Annotated in this window: 18 protein-coding genes and 1 tRNA gene; 5 read left to right on the forward strand and 14 right to left on the reverse strand. The window is 64.3% G+C overall.

All coding sequences use genetic code 11. The features are described from left to right. The 6 genes from ACE5CZ_RS00965 to ACE5CZ_RS00990 form a co-directional block, all read right to left on the reverse strand. The coding region (locus ACE5CZ_RS00965) for a PLDc N-terminal domain-containing protein (RefSeq protein WP_374945501.1) at positions 1 to 142 on the reverse strand (142 nt) is incomplete at its 3' end. A 59-nt stretch (positions 143 to 201) separates the two neighbouring features. Continuing rightward, positions 202 to 1,263 (reverse strand): AI-2E family transporter, encoded by a 1,062-nt coding sequence (locus tag ACE5CZ_RS00970; protein WP_374945485.1) that lies wholly within the window; start codon positions 1,261 to 1,263, stop codon positions 202 to 204. Continuing rightward, the gene (locus ACE5CZ_RS00975) at positions 1,264 to 2,790 is read right to left on the reverse strand and encodes a leucyl aminopeptidase (protein ID WP_374945486.1); all 1,527 of its coding nucleotides are present in this window, start codon (positions 2,788 to 2,790) and stop codon (positions 1,264 to 1,266) included. Positions 2,791 to 2,792: 2 nt separating this feature from the next. Then, entirely contained in the window at positions 2,793 to 2,891 is a 99-nt protein-coding gene (locus ACE5CZ_RS00980) for an SHOCT domain-containing protein (protein ID WP_374945502.1), read from the reverse strand. After that, positions 2,870 to 4,696, reverse strand: a complete 1,827-nt coding sequence (locus ACE5CZ_RS00985; protein WP_374945487.1) for an SLC13 family permease — start codon at positions 4,694 to 4,696, stop codon at positions 2,870 to 2,872. The genes ACE5CZ_RS00980 and ACE5CZ_RS00985 overlap by 22 nt, the downstream gene beginning before the upstream one ends. Before the next feature lie 21 nt (positions 4,697 to 4,717). Beyond that, positions 4,718 to 6,352 (reverse strand): MFS transporter, encoded by a 1,635-nt coding sequence (locus ACE5CZ_RS00990; protein ID WP_374945488.1) that lies wholly within the window; start codon positions 6,350 to 6,352, stop codon positions 4,718 to 4,720. 254 nt (positions 6,353 to 6,606) lie between these two features. On the opposite strand from ACE5CZ_RS00990, the gene ACE5CZ_RS00995 reads away from it, so the two are divergent. Together ACE5CZ_RS00995 and ACE5CZ_RS01000 are read left to right on the forward strand one after the other, a co-directional pair. Beyond that, on the forward strand, positions 6,607 to 7,332 hold the full coding sequence (locus ACE5CZ_RS00995; RefSeq protein WP_374945489.1) for an META domain-containing protein: 726 nt from the start codon (positions 6,607 to 6,609) through the stop codon (positions 7,330 to 7,332). Positions 7,333 to 7,386: 54 nt separating this feature from the next. Next, entirely contained in the window at positions 7,387 to 7,764 is a 378-nt protein-coding gene (locus ACE5CZ_RS01000) for an SHOCT domain-containing protein (RefSeq protein WP_374945490.1), read from the forward strand. Here ACE5CZ_RS01000 and ACE5CZ_RS01005 read toward each other — a convergent pair. Continuing rightward, positions 7,748 to 8,758, reverse strand: a complete 1,011-nt coding sequence (locus ACE5CZ_RS01005) for a helix-turn-helix domain-containing protein (RefSeq protein ID WP_374945491.1) — start codon at positions 8,756 to 8,758, stop codon at positions 7,748 to 7,750. The genes ACE5CZ_RS01000 and ACE5CZ_RS01005 overlap by 17 nt on opposite strands. 335 nt (positions 8,759 to 9,093) lie before the next feature. On the opposite strand from ACE5CZ_RS01005, the gene ACE5CZ_RS01010 reads away from it, so the two are divergent. Then, positions 9,094 to 9,276: an antitoxin gene (locus ACE5CZ_RS01010; protein ID WP_374945492.1), complete on the forward strand. Its 183-nt coding sequence runs from the start codon at positions 9,094 to 9,096 to the stop codon at positions 9,274 to 9,276. A 126-nt stretch (positions 9,277 to 9,402) separates the two neighbouring features. On the opposite strand, the gene ACE5CZ_RS01015 is transcribed toward ACE5CZ_RS01010, so the two are convergent. From ACE5CZ_RS01015 to ACE5CZ_RS01045, 7 genes are all read right to left on the reverse strand, one after another. Continuing rightward, positions 9,403 to 10,236, reverse strand: a complete 834-nt coding sequence (locus ACE5CZ_RS01015; RefSeq protein WP_374945493.1) for an alpha/beta fold hydrolase — start codon at positions 10,234 to 10,236, stop codon at positions 9,403 to 9,405. Beyond that, entirely contained in the window at positions 10,233 to 11,258 is a 1,026-nt protein-coding gene (gene dmpG, locus ACE5CZ_RS01020; RefSeq protein WP_374945494.1) for a 4-hydroxy-2-oxovalerate aldolase, read from the reverse strand. Before dmpG ends, ACE5CZ_RS01015 begins: the two co-directional genes overlap by 4 nt. Continuing rightward, a complete protein-coding gene (locus tag ACE5CZ_RS01025) occupies positions 11,255 to 12,205 on the reverse strand; it encodes an acetaldehyde dehydrogenase (acetylating) (RefSeq protein ID WP_374945495.1) in 951 nt (316 codons plus the stop codon). The genes dmpG and ACE5CZ_RS01025 overlap by 4 nt, the downstream gene beginning before the upstream one ends. 29 nt (positions 12,206 to 12,234) lie before the next feature. Next, positions 12,235 to 13,254 carry a VOC family protein gene (locus tag ACE5CZ_RS01030; protein ID WP_374945496.1) on the reverse strand — a complete coding sequence of 340 codons (1,020 nt, stop codon included), beginning with the start codon at positions 13,252 to 13,254 and terminating at the stop codon, positions 12,235 to 12,237. 41 nt (positions 13,255 to 13,295) lie between these two features. After that, a complete protein-coding gene (locus ACE5CZ_RS01035; RefSeq protein WP_374945497.1) occupies positions 13,296 to 14,078 on the reverse strand; it encodes a 2-keto-4-pentenoate hydratase in 783 nt (260 codons plus the stop codon). A gap of 111 nt (positions 14,079 to 14,189) precedes the next feature. Beyond that, complete coding sequence (locus ACE5CZ_RS01040) at positions 14,190 to 14,960, reverse strand: IclR family transcriptional regulator (protein ID WP_374945498.1); 771 nt, start codon at positions 14,958 to 14,960, stop codon at positions 14,190 to 14,192. A gap of 132 nt (positions 14,961 to 15,092) precedes the next feature. Next, positions 15,093 to 15,176 (reverse strand) — tRNA-Leu (locus ACE5CZ_RS01045). Between the two features lie 208 nt (positions 15,177 to 15,384). On the opposite strand from ACE5CZ_RS01045, the gene ACE5CZ_RS01050 reads away from it, so the two are divergent. After that, positions 15,385 to 16,188, forward strand: a complete 804-nt coding sequence (locus tag ACE5CZ_RS01050; RefSeq protein WP_374945499.1) for an FhaA domain-containing protein — start codon at positions 15,385 to 15,387, stop codon at positions 16,186 to 16,188. Then, the coding region (locus ACE5CZ_RS01055; RefSeq protein WP_374945500.1) for an FHA domain-containing protein at positions 16,185 to 16,657 on the forward strand (473 nt) is incomplete at its 3' end. The genes ACE5CZ_RS01050 and ACE5CZ_RS01055, both read left to right, overlap by 4 nt.

Below are 16,657 nucleotides of genomic sequence, written 5' to 3' on the forward strand. Positions count from 1 at the left end.
CCGGGAGCCTGCCCACCCCCACCATGAGGAACAGGAGGGCACCGATGAACGGGATGAACACGATCGTCAAAACCCATGCGATCGCTGCTGACGGGCGGCGATTCGTCGATACCGCCACGGTCGCGATGAAGCCGATGATCACGTGCGCCGCCGTGAGGATGACGGCGGCGAGCTCAATGTCGTGAATGCTGATGAGATGTCCTATCGCGCGTTCTGCACGGGAACGATCACCTTCTTGATGATCAGCAGAGCGGCGGCGCTTGTCGGGCAGGCTATCAGCGCACCGAGAAGGCCCAACAGGGTTCCGCCGACCAATGCACCGATGAGCACGAGCGAACCCGGAATGCTGATGGCCTTACCGACGATGCGTGGGGTGAGCACGTACGACTCGATCTGAACATAGACGAGCATGACCAGTAAGACGATCAGCGCGGCGGTCGGCGAGGTGAAGAGCGAGACCGCTGTGATGAGGATCGTGTTGATGACGCTGCCGACCAATGGGATGAGCGTGATCGGAAAAGCGAGTGCCGCGAGAATGGCGGCGTAGCGCACCCCGCAGGCAGTCAGCAGGATGAAGGTGAACACCGCGTTCATGGCGGCGAGCACCACCATTCCGCCGAGGTACTTGCCCACTGAGTCTGCGATCGTCTCTGAGATGTCGATGAAGCCTGCTCGCTTCGATGCGGGGATCAGGGTGTAGACGCTCGCCTTGATGTTCTCGAGGCTGGCCACGAAGTACAGCGTCAGCACGACCACGAAGATCACGCCGAATGTTCCATTGATGATTCCGTAGCCGACCCGCAGGGCTCCGCCGCCGATCGCTATCCACACGCCCGGGTCGGCCGAGTTGGTCTCGAGCCATCGGATGCCGGGGGTCAGAATTCCGCCGAAGGTCTCGTTCAGCTCGATGAACCAGACCTGGTGTTCGATCTGGTCGAAGCCGGCCGGCAGGTAATCGATCAGTTCGCCTGACTGCTCGATCACGATCGGAACGATGAGCCACGCCATCAGGGCGACCACCAGCAGGAATCCGCAGAGCACGATCAGCACAGCTCCTGCCCGGGAGGCACCTCTCTTCTCGAGCCGTCGCACCGTCGGGTAAAGACCGAGACAGATGAACAGGGCCACGAAGATGAGTGTGAGCGCCGTGCTCAGCGACACGATGGCAGCGCCCACCAGAAGGGCCAGTAGTACGCCTAGGGTCGACACGAAGCCAAAGCTGAACGGTCCCCGGGCGAAGAGCTTCAGATCCGTGATCGCCATCTAGCCTGTCACCTCGAACGACAGTGCGAAGTCGACAAGAAGCCGGGTGCCGAAGCCAGTAGCTCCTTGCGGTCGCCATGAGTCATCCGTCTCGCTCTGCATGGTTCCGGCGATGTCGAGGTGCGCCCAGGGGATGTCGCCGGTGAAGTCCGCGAGAAACAGCGCGGCGGTTGTCGAGCCGGCGTACTTTCCCGCCATGTTCGAGATATCGGCGACATGCGAGTCGAGCTGCTGCCGGTAGCGTCGCTCGAGCGGCAGCTGCCAGATTGACTCGTCCACTCGGGCGGATGCCTCCAGAAGCTGGTCGACGAGCGGCTGGCTCGATCCCAGAACCGCTGCTGTGTGCGTGCCGAGCGCCATCAGCGCGGCGCCCGTCAGCGTGGCGATGTCGACGATCGCGTCAGGGTTCTCCTCCGACGCCAGCACGAGAGCGTCGCTCATCACGAGGCGTCCCTCAGCGTCGGTGTTCTTCACCTCCACGGTCGTGCCGCCACGTATTGTGAGGACATCGCCGAGTTTCATCGCGGAGCCTGACGGCATGTTATCGGTGCACATCAGCCACGCCGTCACCGACGTGGGGCAGTCGAGCGCGGACAGGGTTGTCATCGCGGCGAGCACGGCGCCGGCGCCGGCCATGTCCATCTTCATGGCCAGGTGCATCGGGTCGCTCGGCTTCAATGAAATGCCACCGGAGTCATACATGATGCCCTTGCCGACCAGCGCGAGATGCGGCGCAGGGGTCGCGCCTGCTGGTGCGGTATAGACCAGTTTGATCATGCGGGGCTCTTCGACGCTTCCGGCGTTCACGCCGAGAAGTCCGCCGCAGCCGAGGTCGATGATCTGCTGTTTGTCGAAGACGTCGACCTCCACGCCGTACTCCGCGCCGAGACGTTCGGCGACGATACCGATGTCGGTGGCCGTGAGATGGCTCGGCGGTGTGTTGGCAAGGTCTCGGGCAAGGTTCGTAGCGCGAGCGAGAACTTCGCCGCGATGAACGCCCGCGCGTGCGCCACCGGCGATCTCCTCGTCGACGATGAGGTCGAGCGCAACCAGGGCCACGTGCTCAGAACTCGGTTTGAGCTCGTTGTATCGGTAGCGGGCAAGCAGCACGCCCTCGGTGAGCGCTGATCCGAGCGTCTCGGGGGCGAGGTCGAATGTCGATCCGATGATCAGCCCGACGCGGGCGAATCGATGCGCGGCTCGAGCGAATGTCGCCGCGAGATCGCGTGCATCCGCAGACGACCGCGTGCCCACTCCACCTGATCCCACCAGCACTATGACAGGACCCGACGGGCGTGCGAGGACAAGCGTCTGCCCTTTTTTGCCAAGGAATCCGGATCGCTGAAGGGAGTTCCAGTCGAGGTCGATCGTGTCCGGCACGGAGTCGGTGGGGCTTACGACGAACCCGAGCGCATCCAGGCCTGCTGGGATGCTGGAGCTGACGAGCACTCCCACCGATGCGGCGGCAGCCTGCGAAGGGATGGGATCGAAGGACTCGGGAATGAGCTTGTAGGTTCCGAAACTCATGGTCAGAGGCTCGCAATCGCAGAGGACTTGAGGGCGGTGAACTCGTCGTCGGTGAGCGCACCCGACTGATGAAGCGCGGCTAAACGCTCGAGGCGCGCGATGACATCTTCAGCTCCGGAGGCAACAGCCGGAGGCGCAACAGCAACGGGCACGGGAGCAGGTGGGCCCGCCAGCCTGGCAGCATCTTCAGCCTGCTGCCTCTTGGCCGCCCGTCCGTGGACGGCATTGCTGGTCGCTGCGGCCGTGCCGCTGATGACGGCGGTGCGCGCGGCCGTCTGAACGAGACTTCTGCGGGGACGTCTTCCGAATGCCATGAGGTTCTCCTTGTTTTGGGGGTGAGGCAACTGATGTCTAGAAGGGCCAGAAGATCGGCACTACGAACACGGCGACGCCAAGGAACAGGGCCACGAGTGGGAGACCGAGCTTCCAGTAGTCGTTGAATCGGTAGGCCCCGGGTCAGCACCATCGTGTTCGCCGGGGTCGCGACAGGGGTGAGGAAGGATGCGGCGGCAGCGACGGCAACACCCATCAAAAGCGGCAGCGGCGAAATGCCCGTCTCGCCCGCGACGGCTATGGCGATGGGGGCAACGATCAATGCGGTGGCCATGTTGCTGATGAGTTGGCCCAAGACGACGGTGACAAGCGCCACACCGAAAAGAAGCAGATACGGGCTCGCTGATCCGAGTGCGCGGGCGAGGGCATCCGCGACCAGATCGGCCGCCCCGGAGACCTGGATCGCCGTGGACAGGGGAATCATGCCGCCGACGAGGATGAGTGTGGTCCAGGAGATCGAGCGGTGTGCTTGGCCGACACTGATCACCCGGAAAAGAACCATGGCGCCGGCCGCCGTCAGCGCTGCGATGGCCGTGGGGACAATTCCCGTTGCAAGCAGTACCACCATGGCGGCGAGAATGATGATCGCAGGGATGGCTTTAGGCCCCATCGGCACGGCTTGGCTCCGCACACCCTGAGGCGCGTCGACCACCACGACGTTCGGGTTCTGCGTGTTCTGGTCCAGTGCACTCCACGCGCCGCGCAGCAGCATCACGTCGCCGGGCGCGAGCACGGCGTCGGTGAGGTCCTCTCCTGCGCGCTGGATTCCCACAACCACGAGATCGCCGCTGTCCGTCACCATCCCGGTGAAGACCGACTCGCCCACAAATGTCGAGCGCGGAGGCACCAACACCTCGGTCATGCCGGTCATCCGGTCGAACTTCGAGTCGGCGTAGTCGAGGGAGTACTGGTTCGCGAGCGTCAGCGCGTGCTTCGAGAGGTCACGGGGAGCGACCTTTGCGACTCTCGACGGTAAGAGCTTCGGTCCGAAGAACACGGTGATGAGGATCGTTCCGACGACCAATGGGATGCCGACGAGCCCGAATTCGAAGAAACCGATAGGTGACGCGCCTGCGCCGACGGCGATCTCTGAGACGAGAACATTCACGGGGGTGCCGGTCAAAACAAGCAAAGACCCCGCGTGCGCGCCGAAGGCAAGCGGCATCAGCATCTGAGAGGGCGACTGCCGGGTCTTCAGCGCCATGACGACGACCATGGGGAGCAGCGCAGCAACGGCGCCGTTGACACTGATCAACGCAGTGACGACCGCAACAAGCATCATCACGAGAGTCACAAGGCGGCGTTTGTTGTCTCCGGCCCGAGACACAAGCTGCTGACCCGCCCAGGTTGTCACGCCCGTCGCATCCAATGCCTCGCTGACGACGAAGAGGGCGGCGATGAACACGATCACCGGATCGCCGAATCCGGCCAAGGTCTGCTGGGCGTCGAGGACACCCGTGACGAATAACGCCAGCGCGACACCTATCGCCACAACCCCTACCGGCACCTTGTTCCAGACGAAGAGGGCTACAGAAACGATGAGCACGGCGACCGTGACGATTATGGGATTCACGAGCTGGTCCGGATTCTCGGGTCAGTTTTCGTCGTTCGGTCGGGCATGCGGATCGGTCGGTTCGCCACTGGAGAGTACGGCCGGGATGTCGTCGGGTCGGAAGTTCGGCATCCGGCCCGCCGGCACGATGGCGAGCAGTGCGATGCCGGCGAGTGCCAGAAGTGAGATGTTGAGAGCACGCAGGCGGGCATCCTCGTTGATGGCGGTGGCCTCGGTGATCTGCTCGGGTGTCGCCGTTGTCGCCGCCAACACCTCGTCAAGGCGGTCGTTCGTGACAAAGTTGACGCTGTCCAGCGGAACCTGCACGGTCAGTTCGTCAGGAAGGCCGGGAGAAGCGGCCACCGAGGTCGTGATGATGGTGCTGAGTAGGCCAACGGCGAAGACGCTTGCGACGGCAATGCCGACACTTCCTGAGATGTTGTGCACCAGTCCGCGCCAGGCGCCGACATCTCCGGCCAGCGACTTGGGCGACGCAGACAGGAGGGTGTTGAACACCAGCGCTACGATCGATCCTTGGCCGAGACCGAGGATGATGAGGCCTGCGATCACGAAGAACTGCTCCCACTCGTTTCGGATCGTCAACGCGAGGATAACGAGGCCGAGAGCTACCACGATGAAACCGACCCGGGCGATGTTGCGCGGAGCGAAGCGCGAGTAGAGGCTCGCAACCAGAGTGCTTGAGACGAAGATCGACAGGGTGTACGGGATGATCGCAATCGACGTCTCGAAGCTCGTACGTCCTTGCACGATCTGGATGTAGAGCGGGATCAGGAAGTTGGCAGCCGTTCCGACGAAGAGCATCGCGGCCATGGCGAAGGTGGTCGCCTTCTCGGACCCGGACCTGAGAACGTCCAGGTCGAAGATCTGAGGTTTTCCTTGGGCTTTGCGCGTGCGCAGCCAGACGAAGAACGACTGGCCGCCGATCGCCCCGAGAATGATCAGGACCGGCGCCGGGGATAGGCCGAGCACGCTGAACGGAGCTCCGGGCTCGGCGAGGATCACTCCCCAGGAGGCCAGGCCCGAGAAACCGAAGCTCAGAAGGATGATCGATCCGGCGGCCAGCATCGCACCGACCCAGTCGATCACGACTGCAGGCTGGGCGGGCACCGCTTTCAGTCTGAAGCTGAGCATCAGGTTGATCACGGCCAGAACCACGATGAGAGCGAACGAGTACCGCCATCCGATGGTCGACGCGAACGTACCCGCGATGAGCAGCGCGAGCACTCCGGCGGCCGGGATCGCGGCGGCGAGGAGACCGATCGCCCTCGCCTGCTGCGCCCCCTGGTAGTTCGATGCGATGAAGACCACCAGTGCCGGCGCGATCAACGCGATGACGGCGCCCGATGCCGCCTGTGCCACGAACAACATTACGGGGCTGACGCTGACAGCCACAGCGGCCATCGCCGCCCCGTGGATCACGACGGCGATCTGGAACACGCGCCTGGACCCGTATTTCGCCCCCACCTTGGCACCGAGCAGGATGAACGCGGCCATGGCGAAGGTGCCCGCAGTGATGGCTGTACCCACGCTGGTGGCCGGGGTGTCGAGATCGGCCGTGATGCCCTGCATCGACACGGTCAGCGCGTTGACCGCGAACGAGGCCTGGATCTGCGTGAGCACGACCACGATCAGGGGAAGCCACGACCCCGTGCTCACCGGCCTTGTTTTTGTCGATCCTGTTACGGTCACCATGCGGTCCCCATTCGTCGTTCGCTCGTCGAGACCGACCCTAGAACCGTGTTGGCAACCGCCAGTGGCGTGTGGCGCGACATTCCACACGTGCTGGCGTCGAATCACGCAGAAGTTTCGCGCCAGGGGGTGTGGGGATTCGCGCCACCGTGATGTTCCGAGGATTTCTGCATGGGCATAGTGAGTACGAAAGCGTATTTTCGCGAAGGGGACAGCGTGCCATGACAGTTCGAATTCAGATACAGGCGGCCCTGACCGTGGCCGCCGTTGCTGTCCTGCTATCAGCCTGCGCCACTGTCGGTCCGGCCTCGACGCCCGTGCCGACCTCGACGGTTCAGCCCGGTGCCCTCGTCGGCACCTGGACTGTCGACGAGACTTTCGACTCTCCCGAGCAACCGTACATATCGTTTGTTCAGGACAACACGTGGAGCGCATCCGATGGGTGCAACCGGGTGAGAGGCAGTTGGCAGCTCAATGCCGACGGGTCGCTGATCACGACGGTGGGTCCGATGACGAAGATCGGATGCGACGGTGCACCCTTGCCGACGACCGTCGCCCAGTCGACGTCGGTCTCGGTCGACGGTGACGCCCTCGCGCTGGTCGGCGCGAACGGACCGACCAAACTCGTTCGCGCCAGCGACCCCGCGGTTGGTCCGCGGGGCCGACCGGTCGGCTATTGGGCTGAACGGCGCACCTCTACGTCTCCGTTCTTGTCCCTGGCCGCAGACGGAACCTTCTCCGGCAGTGACGGATGCAATACGCTCGTCGGCTCGTGGACTTACACCGATGATGAGCAGGTCGTCTTCGGTCAGATTGCCTCGACGCTGATGGCGTGCGAAGGGGTGGATACCTGGCTGAACCAGGCGGCGACCGGTCGGGTACAGGCCAATATCATGACCGTGGATTCGGCCGACGGCACCGTCATCGGCCAGCTCGAAGGCTTCTAGACCACCGCCCAGACCCGGGCGGTCCCACCCCATCTAAGAGAGAGCAGTACCCACATGAGCAACCTCTGGGACGTCATCTGGACGTCATTCCTCATCTTCGCATTCGTCGTCAACCTGCTGATTCTGCTGGTGATCGTGCAAGACATTTTTCGTGATCGTGCCTTGAACGGATGGTACAAGGTGCTCTGGATCGTCTTTCTTGTCTGGCTGCCCTACCTCACTGCGTTCGTCTACCTGATCGCGCGCGGACGCGGAATGGGCGAGCGCCAGCAGAAGGCGTTCGAGCGAAACCGCACGGCGGCCAGCGAATACATTCGTGATGCAGCCGGAACCTCTCCAGCCGATGAAATCGAGCATGCCAAGGCCCTCCTCGACTCCGGCACGATCACGACCGATGAGTTCGGCATTCTGAAGGCTAAAGCACTGGCGTAGTCTCCCGCGCGGATCCCTCGCCGTTCATCACCCGCCCGAGACGACCGCCGTCTCCAATTGGGAGGTCGGCGGTCGTCGTTCGACGTACACCGAGCCGAAACTCCGAGGGCAGCACGCGATAGTGCTGTTTGAACGCGGAACGGAATTCAAACGTCGAAGCGAAACCCGAGCGCGCCGAGAGCTCGTTGAGCGTGAGCGACACCGTCCGCGGCGACGACAGGAACAGCGCCGCAGTGGCAGAGCGGGCGCGTGCAATGCTGACGGCCACCGACGAATCACTGTCCTGAAAGGCGCGCTGCAGATGCCTCAGCGACACTCCGAGGTACATTGCGACCGCGAGTGGATTGAGGGTGGGATCGCGGTGCTTTTCGTTGATGACAGCCAGAGCCCGTTCCCTGAGACCGAGACGCAATTCCTCGGCATCCATCGAATAACCGGCCGATTCCAAAAACATGCCGACGATGAGATCCTCGACGGTACGTTCGGCGACCAGAAGGCCGGGCCGGCTCGGACGCCACGAGACGTCGGCGATCGCGGCAGCGAACTCCCGCAGTGGCGGACCAAGCGATGAATTATCCCCGGCCCTGAATTTGTTGTGCGTGAGCCGGATTCCGCGATCGTGCAGTGTCTGCTCTGGCATTCGAATGCTCAGCGACCGGGTGGGGCCCGGAGCGGTGAGGTTGTACGAGCCCCCGTCGGGAACTACGTAGACACCGCCTCTGCCCATCTGCACTGACGCGTGCTCGTCCGGTCCGATCTCGCACCCACCGTTGAGAATGAAGCCGATATGCACCAATCCTGCGCTCTGCTCATCTCGACCCCGCACTCGCAATGCAGATTGTGTGGACTGCATCACCTGCGTGCGGCCAAGGACTCGTTGTTGAGAGTCGAAATGGAAAACCGAACTCACCTGCGTCCAGAAACCGCACGCCAGCAGGTCGACCCGTTCGTCTGACAGCGGCCCGCCAACGGTCTCCTCGATAATGCGACGCATGGCTGTCTTAGAGATCGTTGTCCACATTCACGCGCCCCCCCTGCCGACAAACCGCGCTCCGCAGTGCGGAACTCGAGGTGTTCTTTGCTTTCAGACAAAAGCTACTCGCCGTTGCGTTCAGCGAATCCGACGGGACGTGAAATTGCGGCCTGCATGGCGCAAAACCGCACGGTTTGGGAGCCGTGAGGACGACGCGGTTCACCTGCCGCAGCAAAACGGCACTCCCAGACGGAGCTCCTGAAATAGATGCAACCCCTCGCGCCCTGAACGCGGTCTTTGCATACTGGGTCAGGGCTCACCGCCGGCGGGCCTTCTCGACACAACGGAGGTTTCTCATGGTTGATCTCAGCGGACTCGGAGACAAGGCGAAAGACTTCGCCAACAGCGACAAGGGCGAACAGGCATCGGATGCCGGGCTGGACAAGGCGGGCGATGCAGTCAGCTCCGCCACCGGCGGCAAGTTCGACGACAAGATCGACAGTGCACGTGAGGCCGCCGACAAGAAAGTCGGCGACTAGGAGTCGTCTCGTCAGCAACGGCGACGAAACAAAGGCCGGACCGGGATTTCTCCCGATCCGGCCTTCGTGCGTTCGCGTGGTGTGTTCAGCGACAACCTGGATCGCCTACGCCACCTAACTGTCCGGTCATGAATGCGCCTCCGCGGCGACGAAGCGCGAAACCAGTTCGACGAAGCCTTCACGCTCTTCGATCTGCACCCAGTGACCACAGCGGCCGAACACGTGCAGCTGTGAATCGTCGATGAGCGCGTTGAGCGCGATGGAGTTGGACAGCGGGATGACTCGGTCGTCGCGTCCGTGGAGGATCAGCGTCGGTTGGGTGATGCTCTTCAGGTCTGCTTCTGGAACGTTCATTTCGTCGAGCGCGCGCTGCCGAGGAGCGCGGAACATCTGCGCGTACGCTTCGTGCACGCCAGACCGAGTGGCCGCCGCGAGCCGCAGCTTCGCGAGTTCGTCGGTCGCCCGCGAGGAGTCGAAGGCGAAGATGTCGAGCAGCCGGCGCATGTTCTCGAACGACGGCGTGAAACCCCATACCGCTTCCAGGCCGGGAGTGATCGTCGATGGAACGCCCACGCTCCCCATGACGACCAACCGAGTGACCGCATCGGGTCGGCTGATCGCCACGCGAAGGGCGAGGCCGCCGCCGAAACTGTTACCGACAACTGAAAGCTGCTCCAACCCGAGCGCATCGATGAACCCGTGCAGGTGATCCATCCACGAAGAAATGTCGTACGTCTGCTCAGCGGAGGGTCGGGTGCGGCCGAAACCCAGCAGGTCGGGCGCGATGACTCGAAACCTCGTTGCCAGATCGGGAATCACGCCGCGCCAGTTGGCCCACGCAGACACGCCCGGGCCCGACCCGTGCAGCATCAGCAGCACCGGACCCTCACCGACGTCGTGGTAGTTCGTATCGACACCGCCGACGACGATCGAGCGCCCCACCTCGGGGTCGGTGGTCATGCCGCGGCCTCGCGTTCTCGAGCCAGGAGCAGATCCAGAGCGACGTCGATGATCATGTCCTCCTGGCCTCCGATCAGTTTGCGCCTGCCGACCTCGCGCAGGATCGATCGACTGTCGATGCCGTAGCGTTCTGCCGCTCGTTCAGCGTGCCGCAAGAAACTCGAGTACACGCCCGCGTGCCCCAGCGTGAGGGTCTCGCGGTCGACCACCAGGGGCCGAGTCATCAACGGCCGCACGAGGTCGTCCGCTGCATCCTCCAGCGCGGCGAGATCGGCTGGGTGAGTCCACCCGCTCAGCTGGGCGACCGCCACGAACGGCTCGATGGGTGTGTTCCCCGCGCCCGCACCGAGACCCGCGAGAGAGGCGTCGACCCGCCACGCGCCGTTCTCGACGGCGGCAACCGAGTTGGCGACAGCGAGCGAAAGGTTCTGGTGAGCATGGATTCCGACCTGGGTCTCGGCGGCGAGCTCGCCGCGCAGCGCCCGAACCCGTTCGGCGGTGCCGGCAGTTGTGAGGTGTCCACCAGAATCGGTCACGTAGACACAGTGCGCCCCGTAGCTCTCCATGAGCTGTGCCTGCTTCACCAGGTCGACGGGAGGAAGCATGTGCGACATCATCAAGAAGCCCGAAACGTCGAGTCCCAGCTCGCGCGCCCGCGCGATGTGCTGCTGAGAGACATCGGCCTCCGTGCAGTGTGTTGCGATCCGCACCGAGCGAACGCCGAGCCGTGCCGCCTCCTCCAGGTCGCTGACGGTACCGATGCCGGGAAGCAGGAGAGTGGTCAGCCGGGCCCGAGTGACCACGTCCGCCGCTGCCGCGATCCATTCGCGATCTGTGGCGGCAGCAGCGCCGTAGGTCAACGTGTTTCCGCCGAGCCCGTCGCCGTGCGCCACCTCGATCGCGTCGACACCGCTGGCATCAAGAGCGCCGGCGATCGCCCGGATCTGCTCGACCGAGAAACGATGCCCGACAGCGTGCATGCCGTCCCGCAGGGTGACGTCTTGAAGATAGAAAGAGGTCACGATGACACCGCCACGCGCTCGGCGACGCGCTCGGCCACGCGCTCGGCGACGCGCATGGCCGCCGAGGTCATGATGTCGAGATTGCCCGCGTAGGCCGGGAGGTATTGCGCCGCCCCCTGTACCTGCAGAAACACCGACACCTGCATCAGCTCGTCGTCGTCATCAGACCCGGCGACCGTGTGAATCGCCCCAGCGTCGAGCGGGCTGAACTGCACCTCTTGTTTCAGTGCGTAACCGGGCACGTATTGAGAGACCAGCGCGACCTGGCGGCTCACCGCGTCGGAGATCTCCTGCCGGCTGGCGTCGGCTGTGACGATCAGATGGACCGTGTCGCGCATGATCATCGGGGGCTCTGCGGGATTGAGAATGATGATCGCCTTCCCGTGCTGGGCTCCACCCACACTCCGCAGCGCCTCTGCGGTCGTCTCGGTGAATTCGTCTATGTTCTGCCGAGTCCCGATACCGGCCGACTTGGATGCGATGGTCGCCACAATCTCCGCGTACCGAACAGGAGTGACCGACGACACGGCCGCGACGATCGGAATAGTCGCTTGCCCGCCGCACGTCACCATGTTGAGGTCGGGGGCATCCAGGTTCTCGTCGAGGTTGACCACGGGCACCACGAACGGTCCGAGCGCTGCCGGGGTGAGATCGATCAGCTGCTTGCCGTACGGGGCCAGCGCCTCGGCGTTCACGACATGCGCCGCCGCTGACGTCGCGTCGAAGACGATCTTGATGTCCGCGAAGTCGGCTGCGTCGATCAGGCCGGCGACGCCCCTGTCGCTGACCGGGATCCCGATCCGACGGGCTCGCGCGAGCCCGTCGGATCGGGGATCGATTCCCACGAGCAGAGCCAGCTCGAGCGCGGGTGACATGCGCGTGATCTTGAACATCAGGTCAGTACCGATGTTGCCCGATCCGATGATCGCGACTTTGGTGGGTGTCATGGATTTCTCTCTCTACTCACTGGTCGGTTTCAGGCTGGCTCGAAGGTGTCGTAGCTCTCACGCAGAGGCGTCACCATCCCGACTTGGTCGGGCAGTGCCGGTGTTCCGTAAAGCAGGAACTCCGGCGGCATCGTGGTTCCGCCGATGGCGAGACCCGCACCGGTCGCGAACTCCTCGAGATCCCAGACACGGGTCTCCCAGTCCGGCTCGAACTGCAGGACTCCGGAATTACCGAACAGCTCGATTCGGTTGCCCCCAGGTTCGAAGACATAGAGAAAGGCTCCTTGGGTGACGCCGTGAACGTCGGGGCCCGCCTCTATGCGGATGTCGTATTCGCGGCAGATCTCGGCGAAGTCCATGTTGTGCTGTGGTACTCCGTACCAGAACGCCAGGTGGTGCAACCGGGCCTTCGCGCCCGACTGGTCCTTCATGATCGCCAGTTCGTGACCGAGCGCGTTGACGCTCATCCAGGCGCCGATCTCGGTACTGCCGTCGACGACCAGTTCGCGCGTCTCGAAACCGAGGGTCTGCTCGAGCAGCACCTTCTGCTCGGTGACGTCGGAGGCCATGATGTTGACGTGGTCCAGCCGGCGCGGAGGCAGACCCTGCAGCGGGCGCTTGGACGCGCGAGTCAGGATCTTCGAGCGAGACTCGTCGTTGGCCCTGTACTTCTCGACATCCCAGACGAGCTCCATCGGATGTCCGTCCGGAGAGGTGAACGCGAAGGTCTCGCCGACGCCGATGTCGCCCTTGGTGAGGCCAGCGCCGAGGCCCGACTTGTCCAGCGCCGCCGCTCGTCTGTCGAACGCGTCACGCGACGTGGTGCGCCACCCCAGCTTGCCGAGGCCAGCCTGATCGGACGCGGTCAGCTTGAGGCTGTGATGATAGGGATCCTCGTAGCAGCGCAGGTAAACCGAGTCCCCCTCGCGCGCGGTCTCGTACATGCCGAGCAGGGTCTTGAAGAACCATAGCGAGCCGGGCATGTTCTGAGTGAAGAGCTCTGAGTGCGCGAGGTGCGCGATCTCGTAGCGGGGACGGGTTTCTGACATGGTGGGTACTCACTTTCTCCGGTCGTCTGTGACCGGCGATCTCATTGGAAGGTGATGCTCACCGCGCCGATGCCGGAGAACTCGGCGCGGACGGTTTCTCCTACTGCCACGGGGATGGCAGCGGTGATGGAGCCGGGGAGAATGACGTCGCCGGCGGTCAGGCCGACGCCTCGCTCGCCGAGTGTGTTGGCGAGCCAGACCAATGCGTTGATCGACGAGCCGAGCACGGCGTCGCCCCTGCCGGACTGTACGACGTCATCGTCGCGCGACATCGTGCAGTCGACGTTCGACAGGTCGAACTCGGGCGTGAACTCAACCCCCGACCCGAGAACGAAGCCGCCGTACGAGGCGTTGTCGGCGACGGTGTCGACCAGCTCGATCTTCCAGTCCGCGATGCGCGAGTCGATGATCTCCAGCGCTGCGAAGACATGGCCGACGGCGGCGGCGGCGTCAGAGACGGCCACGTTCACACCTCGGAGGTCTGATTTTAAAACGAAGGCGATCTCGGGCTCGACCCGCGGACTGATGAACTTCGCACGGGGAGCGGAGCCGCCGTCTTCGTACCGGGTGTCTCCGAGAAGCACGCCGAAGTCGGGCTGGTCGACGCCCAGCTGACTTCGCATCGCGGCCGAGGTCAGGCCGACTTTGCGACCGACGACCACGCGGCCCTCGCTCCGCCATTCCGCGACCTGGTGTTCCTGCACGAGGTACGCGTCGTCGAGGTCGAAGTCGGGGAAGGTCTCGTGAAGAGGTGGGATCGGACTCCCGGTGCGGTACGCACCTGCAAGCAGGTATGCCGCGGAGGTGTGTTCACCGGTAGCCATGTCGGCCTCTCTGCCTCAGGTCATTCCCCTCGAAATCGGGGGCATTGCCATCATGAACCCCGCCGATGGATGCGCGCCGAAACCGTTCCGGTCAGCGGAACGCCGATTTCGTCACAGCCGCAGGCCGGGCCTGCGGGCGATTTGCCGCGACAAGCCCTGCGCCGCGGTCTGCACCGCGAATCCGACGCGGCGCACGTCGAAGTCTCGGCTCCATCCGGCTGCGGACAGGGCCACCACGGGGTGACCGTCCGCCGACCGCACGGCGGTCGCCGCACACGCGACCCCCGGTCCGCTCTCTTCGCGCTCGTAGGCGACGCCGGCGTTGCGGATCCGCGACAACTCGCGCTTGAAGCGCTCCGGGTCGGTGATCGTGTTCGGTCCGCGCGCGACCAGACCTCCGCTGAGGACCGTCTCGATCACGTCCGGCGACGACCAGGCAACCAGTGCTTTGCCGACGCCCGTCGCGTGAGCGGGCATCCGGCCGCCTACCCTGCTCGGCAGGGGTGGCGTATCGCGTGCTGGCAGGATCTCGATGTAGACCACCTCGGTGCCCTCGAGGACGGCGAGGTGCACTGTCAGGTTCACCGCGTTCCGCAGGTCGGACATGCTCGCCAGCGCGAGCTTGCGCAGATCGCGTGGCCGGGTAGCAGATTCGCCGAGCTCGAACAGTCGCAAACCCAGCCGTACGCCCGTTCCCGCCCGCTCGAGGAATTGGTGCTCGACGAGGCCGGTGATGATGCGAGACACCGTCGACTTCGGCAGACCCGTCCTCCGTGCCAGTTCGGAGATCCCCAGATCGTCGTCGCGGGGTTGGAAGGCGTTCAGAATCGCCGCGATCCGACCCACCATCGAGGTATCGTCGTTCCGCTCACTGGCGCGCATCCTTGGATGCTCCTCCCGACGGGCGAAATATTCAACCTCGACACTCGGCGAATGACCACGACCCGCTGGCCTCCCGGCAACAGAAAAAGGCCGGACCGGGATTTCTCCCGATCCGGCCTTCGTGCGTTCGCGTGCGCGAGGGGGGACTTGAACCCCCACGCCCTTTCGAGCACTGGCACCTGAAGCCAGCGCGTCTGCCAATTCCGCCACTCGCGCGAACTTAGAGAGATTAGCACGACGCAGGCGGCGTGGGTGAATTCGGGGCGGTCATCGAGCCGCGCTTATAAGAGGTACGCGCGGGCATCCACCGACACGTGAACGGGGGCGCAGAAGGCGCGCTGGGTGGATTTTCACGCAACACAAGTAACATCTACCTGAGCCTCGCCGCCCGGGCCGCGGCGTGTGCGCAACATTTGGGAGACACGTGGGACTGCTGGACAACTTCGAGAAGGGTCTCGAGCGCGCCGTCAACGGCGCCTTCGCCAAGACCTTCCGCTCGGGGCTGGCACCGGTCGAGATCACCTCTGCCCTGCGTCGCGAGCTCGACACCAAGGCCGCCGTCATCTCGCGCGACCGCATCCTCGTGCCCAACACTTTCCGGGTCATCCTCGGCCCCGGTGACTACCAGCGCATGCAGGCCATCGGCCCGACACTCAGCGACGACCTCATCCAGTTCATCCAGACGCACGCGAAGCAGCAGGGCTACCAGTTCGCCGGCGGCATCTCCATGGAGCTCGTGCAGAACGCCCGACTCACCGACGGTCTCGTGCAGATCGAATCGGCCAACGCGGCGGGCGAGGTCACCTGGACCCCGGTGCTCGACGTGGCCGGCAAGCGCTACCCCATCACCTCGTCGCGCACCGTCATCGGTCGCGGGTCGGATGCCGACATCACCATCGACGACCCCGGCACCTCCCGCAAACACGTCGAGATATTGTGGGACGGCACGCGCGCTCAGGTCAAAGACCTCGGCTCGACGAACGGATCGCAGCTCAACGGCGCGCCCGTCACGAAGGCCCCGCTCGAACCCGAGTCGGTCATCCAGATCGGCCGCACACGCATCGTGTTCCGCGTTCTCGCGCAGTCGGCCACCGTCGACCAGTACTCCGATCTGCGAACGCAGCGGCAGACCCGCGCCGCAGAGCCCCCGCGCGCCGAGCGCCCGCTGCCGCCGCGTCCCGACCGCCCCCGCCACGATCCGGGCGGGTTCTGGAGGGACAACAGTTGAGTGAACTCACCCTCCTGATCCTGCAGTTCGCCTTTCTCGCCCTGCTCTGGATCTTCGTCTTCGTCGTGGTCTACGCCATGCGCAGCGACCTCTTCGGTCGGCGCGTCAAGAAGCTTCCGGATGCGCAGGCCGCGAGCGCCGGCAGCTTCCCGGGTGCGGCCCCGGCCGCCGCCGTCAGCACCAACACCCCTCCCCGCCAGCAGGCCCCGGTTCCCCAGTCGAAGGTTCCCGTCTTCACCCCCCTCGAAGGCTCCTCCGCCGGAACCCACCCCCGCGCCACGACCGGCAACGCCGCCCGCCTCGTGATCACCACCGGCACGAAGAGCGGCACCGAGATCCCCCTCGGCACACTGCCCCTCACGATCGGACGCTCGACAGACTCGAGCGTCGTCATCCGCGACGACTACACCTCCACCCACCACGCCAGGCTCATGGTCTGGAACGAGGAGTGGATGCTGCAGGACCTCGA

Source organism: Agreia sp., from assembly GCF_964263775.1.
Taxonomy (GTDB): domain Bacteria; phylum Actinomycetota; class Actinomycetes; order Actinomycetales; family Microbacteriaceae; genus Agreia.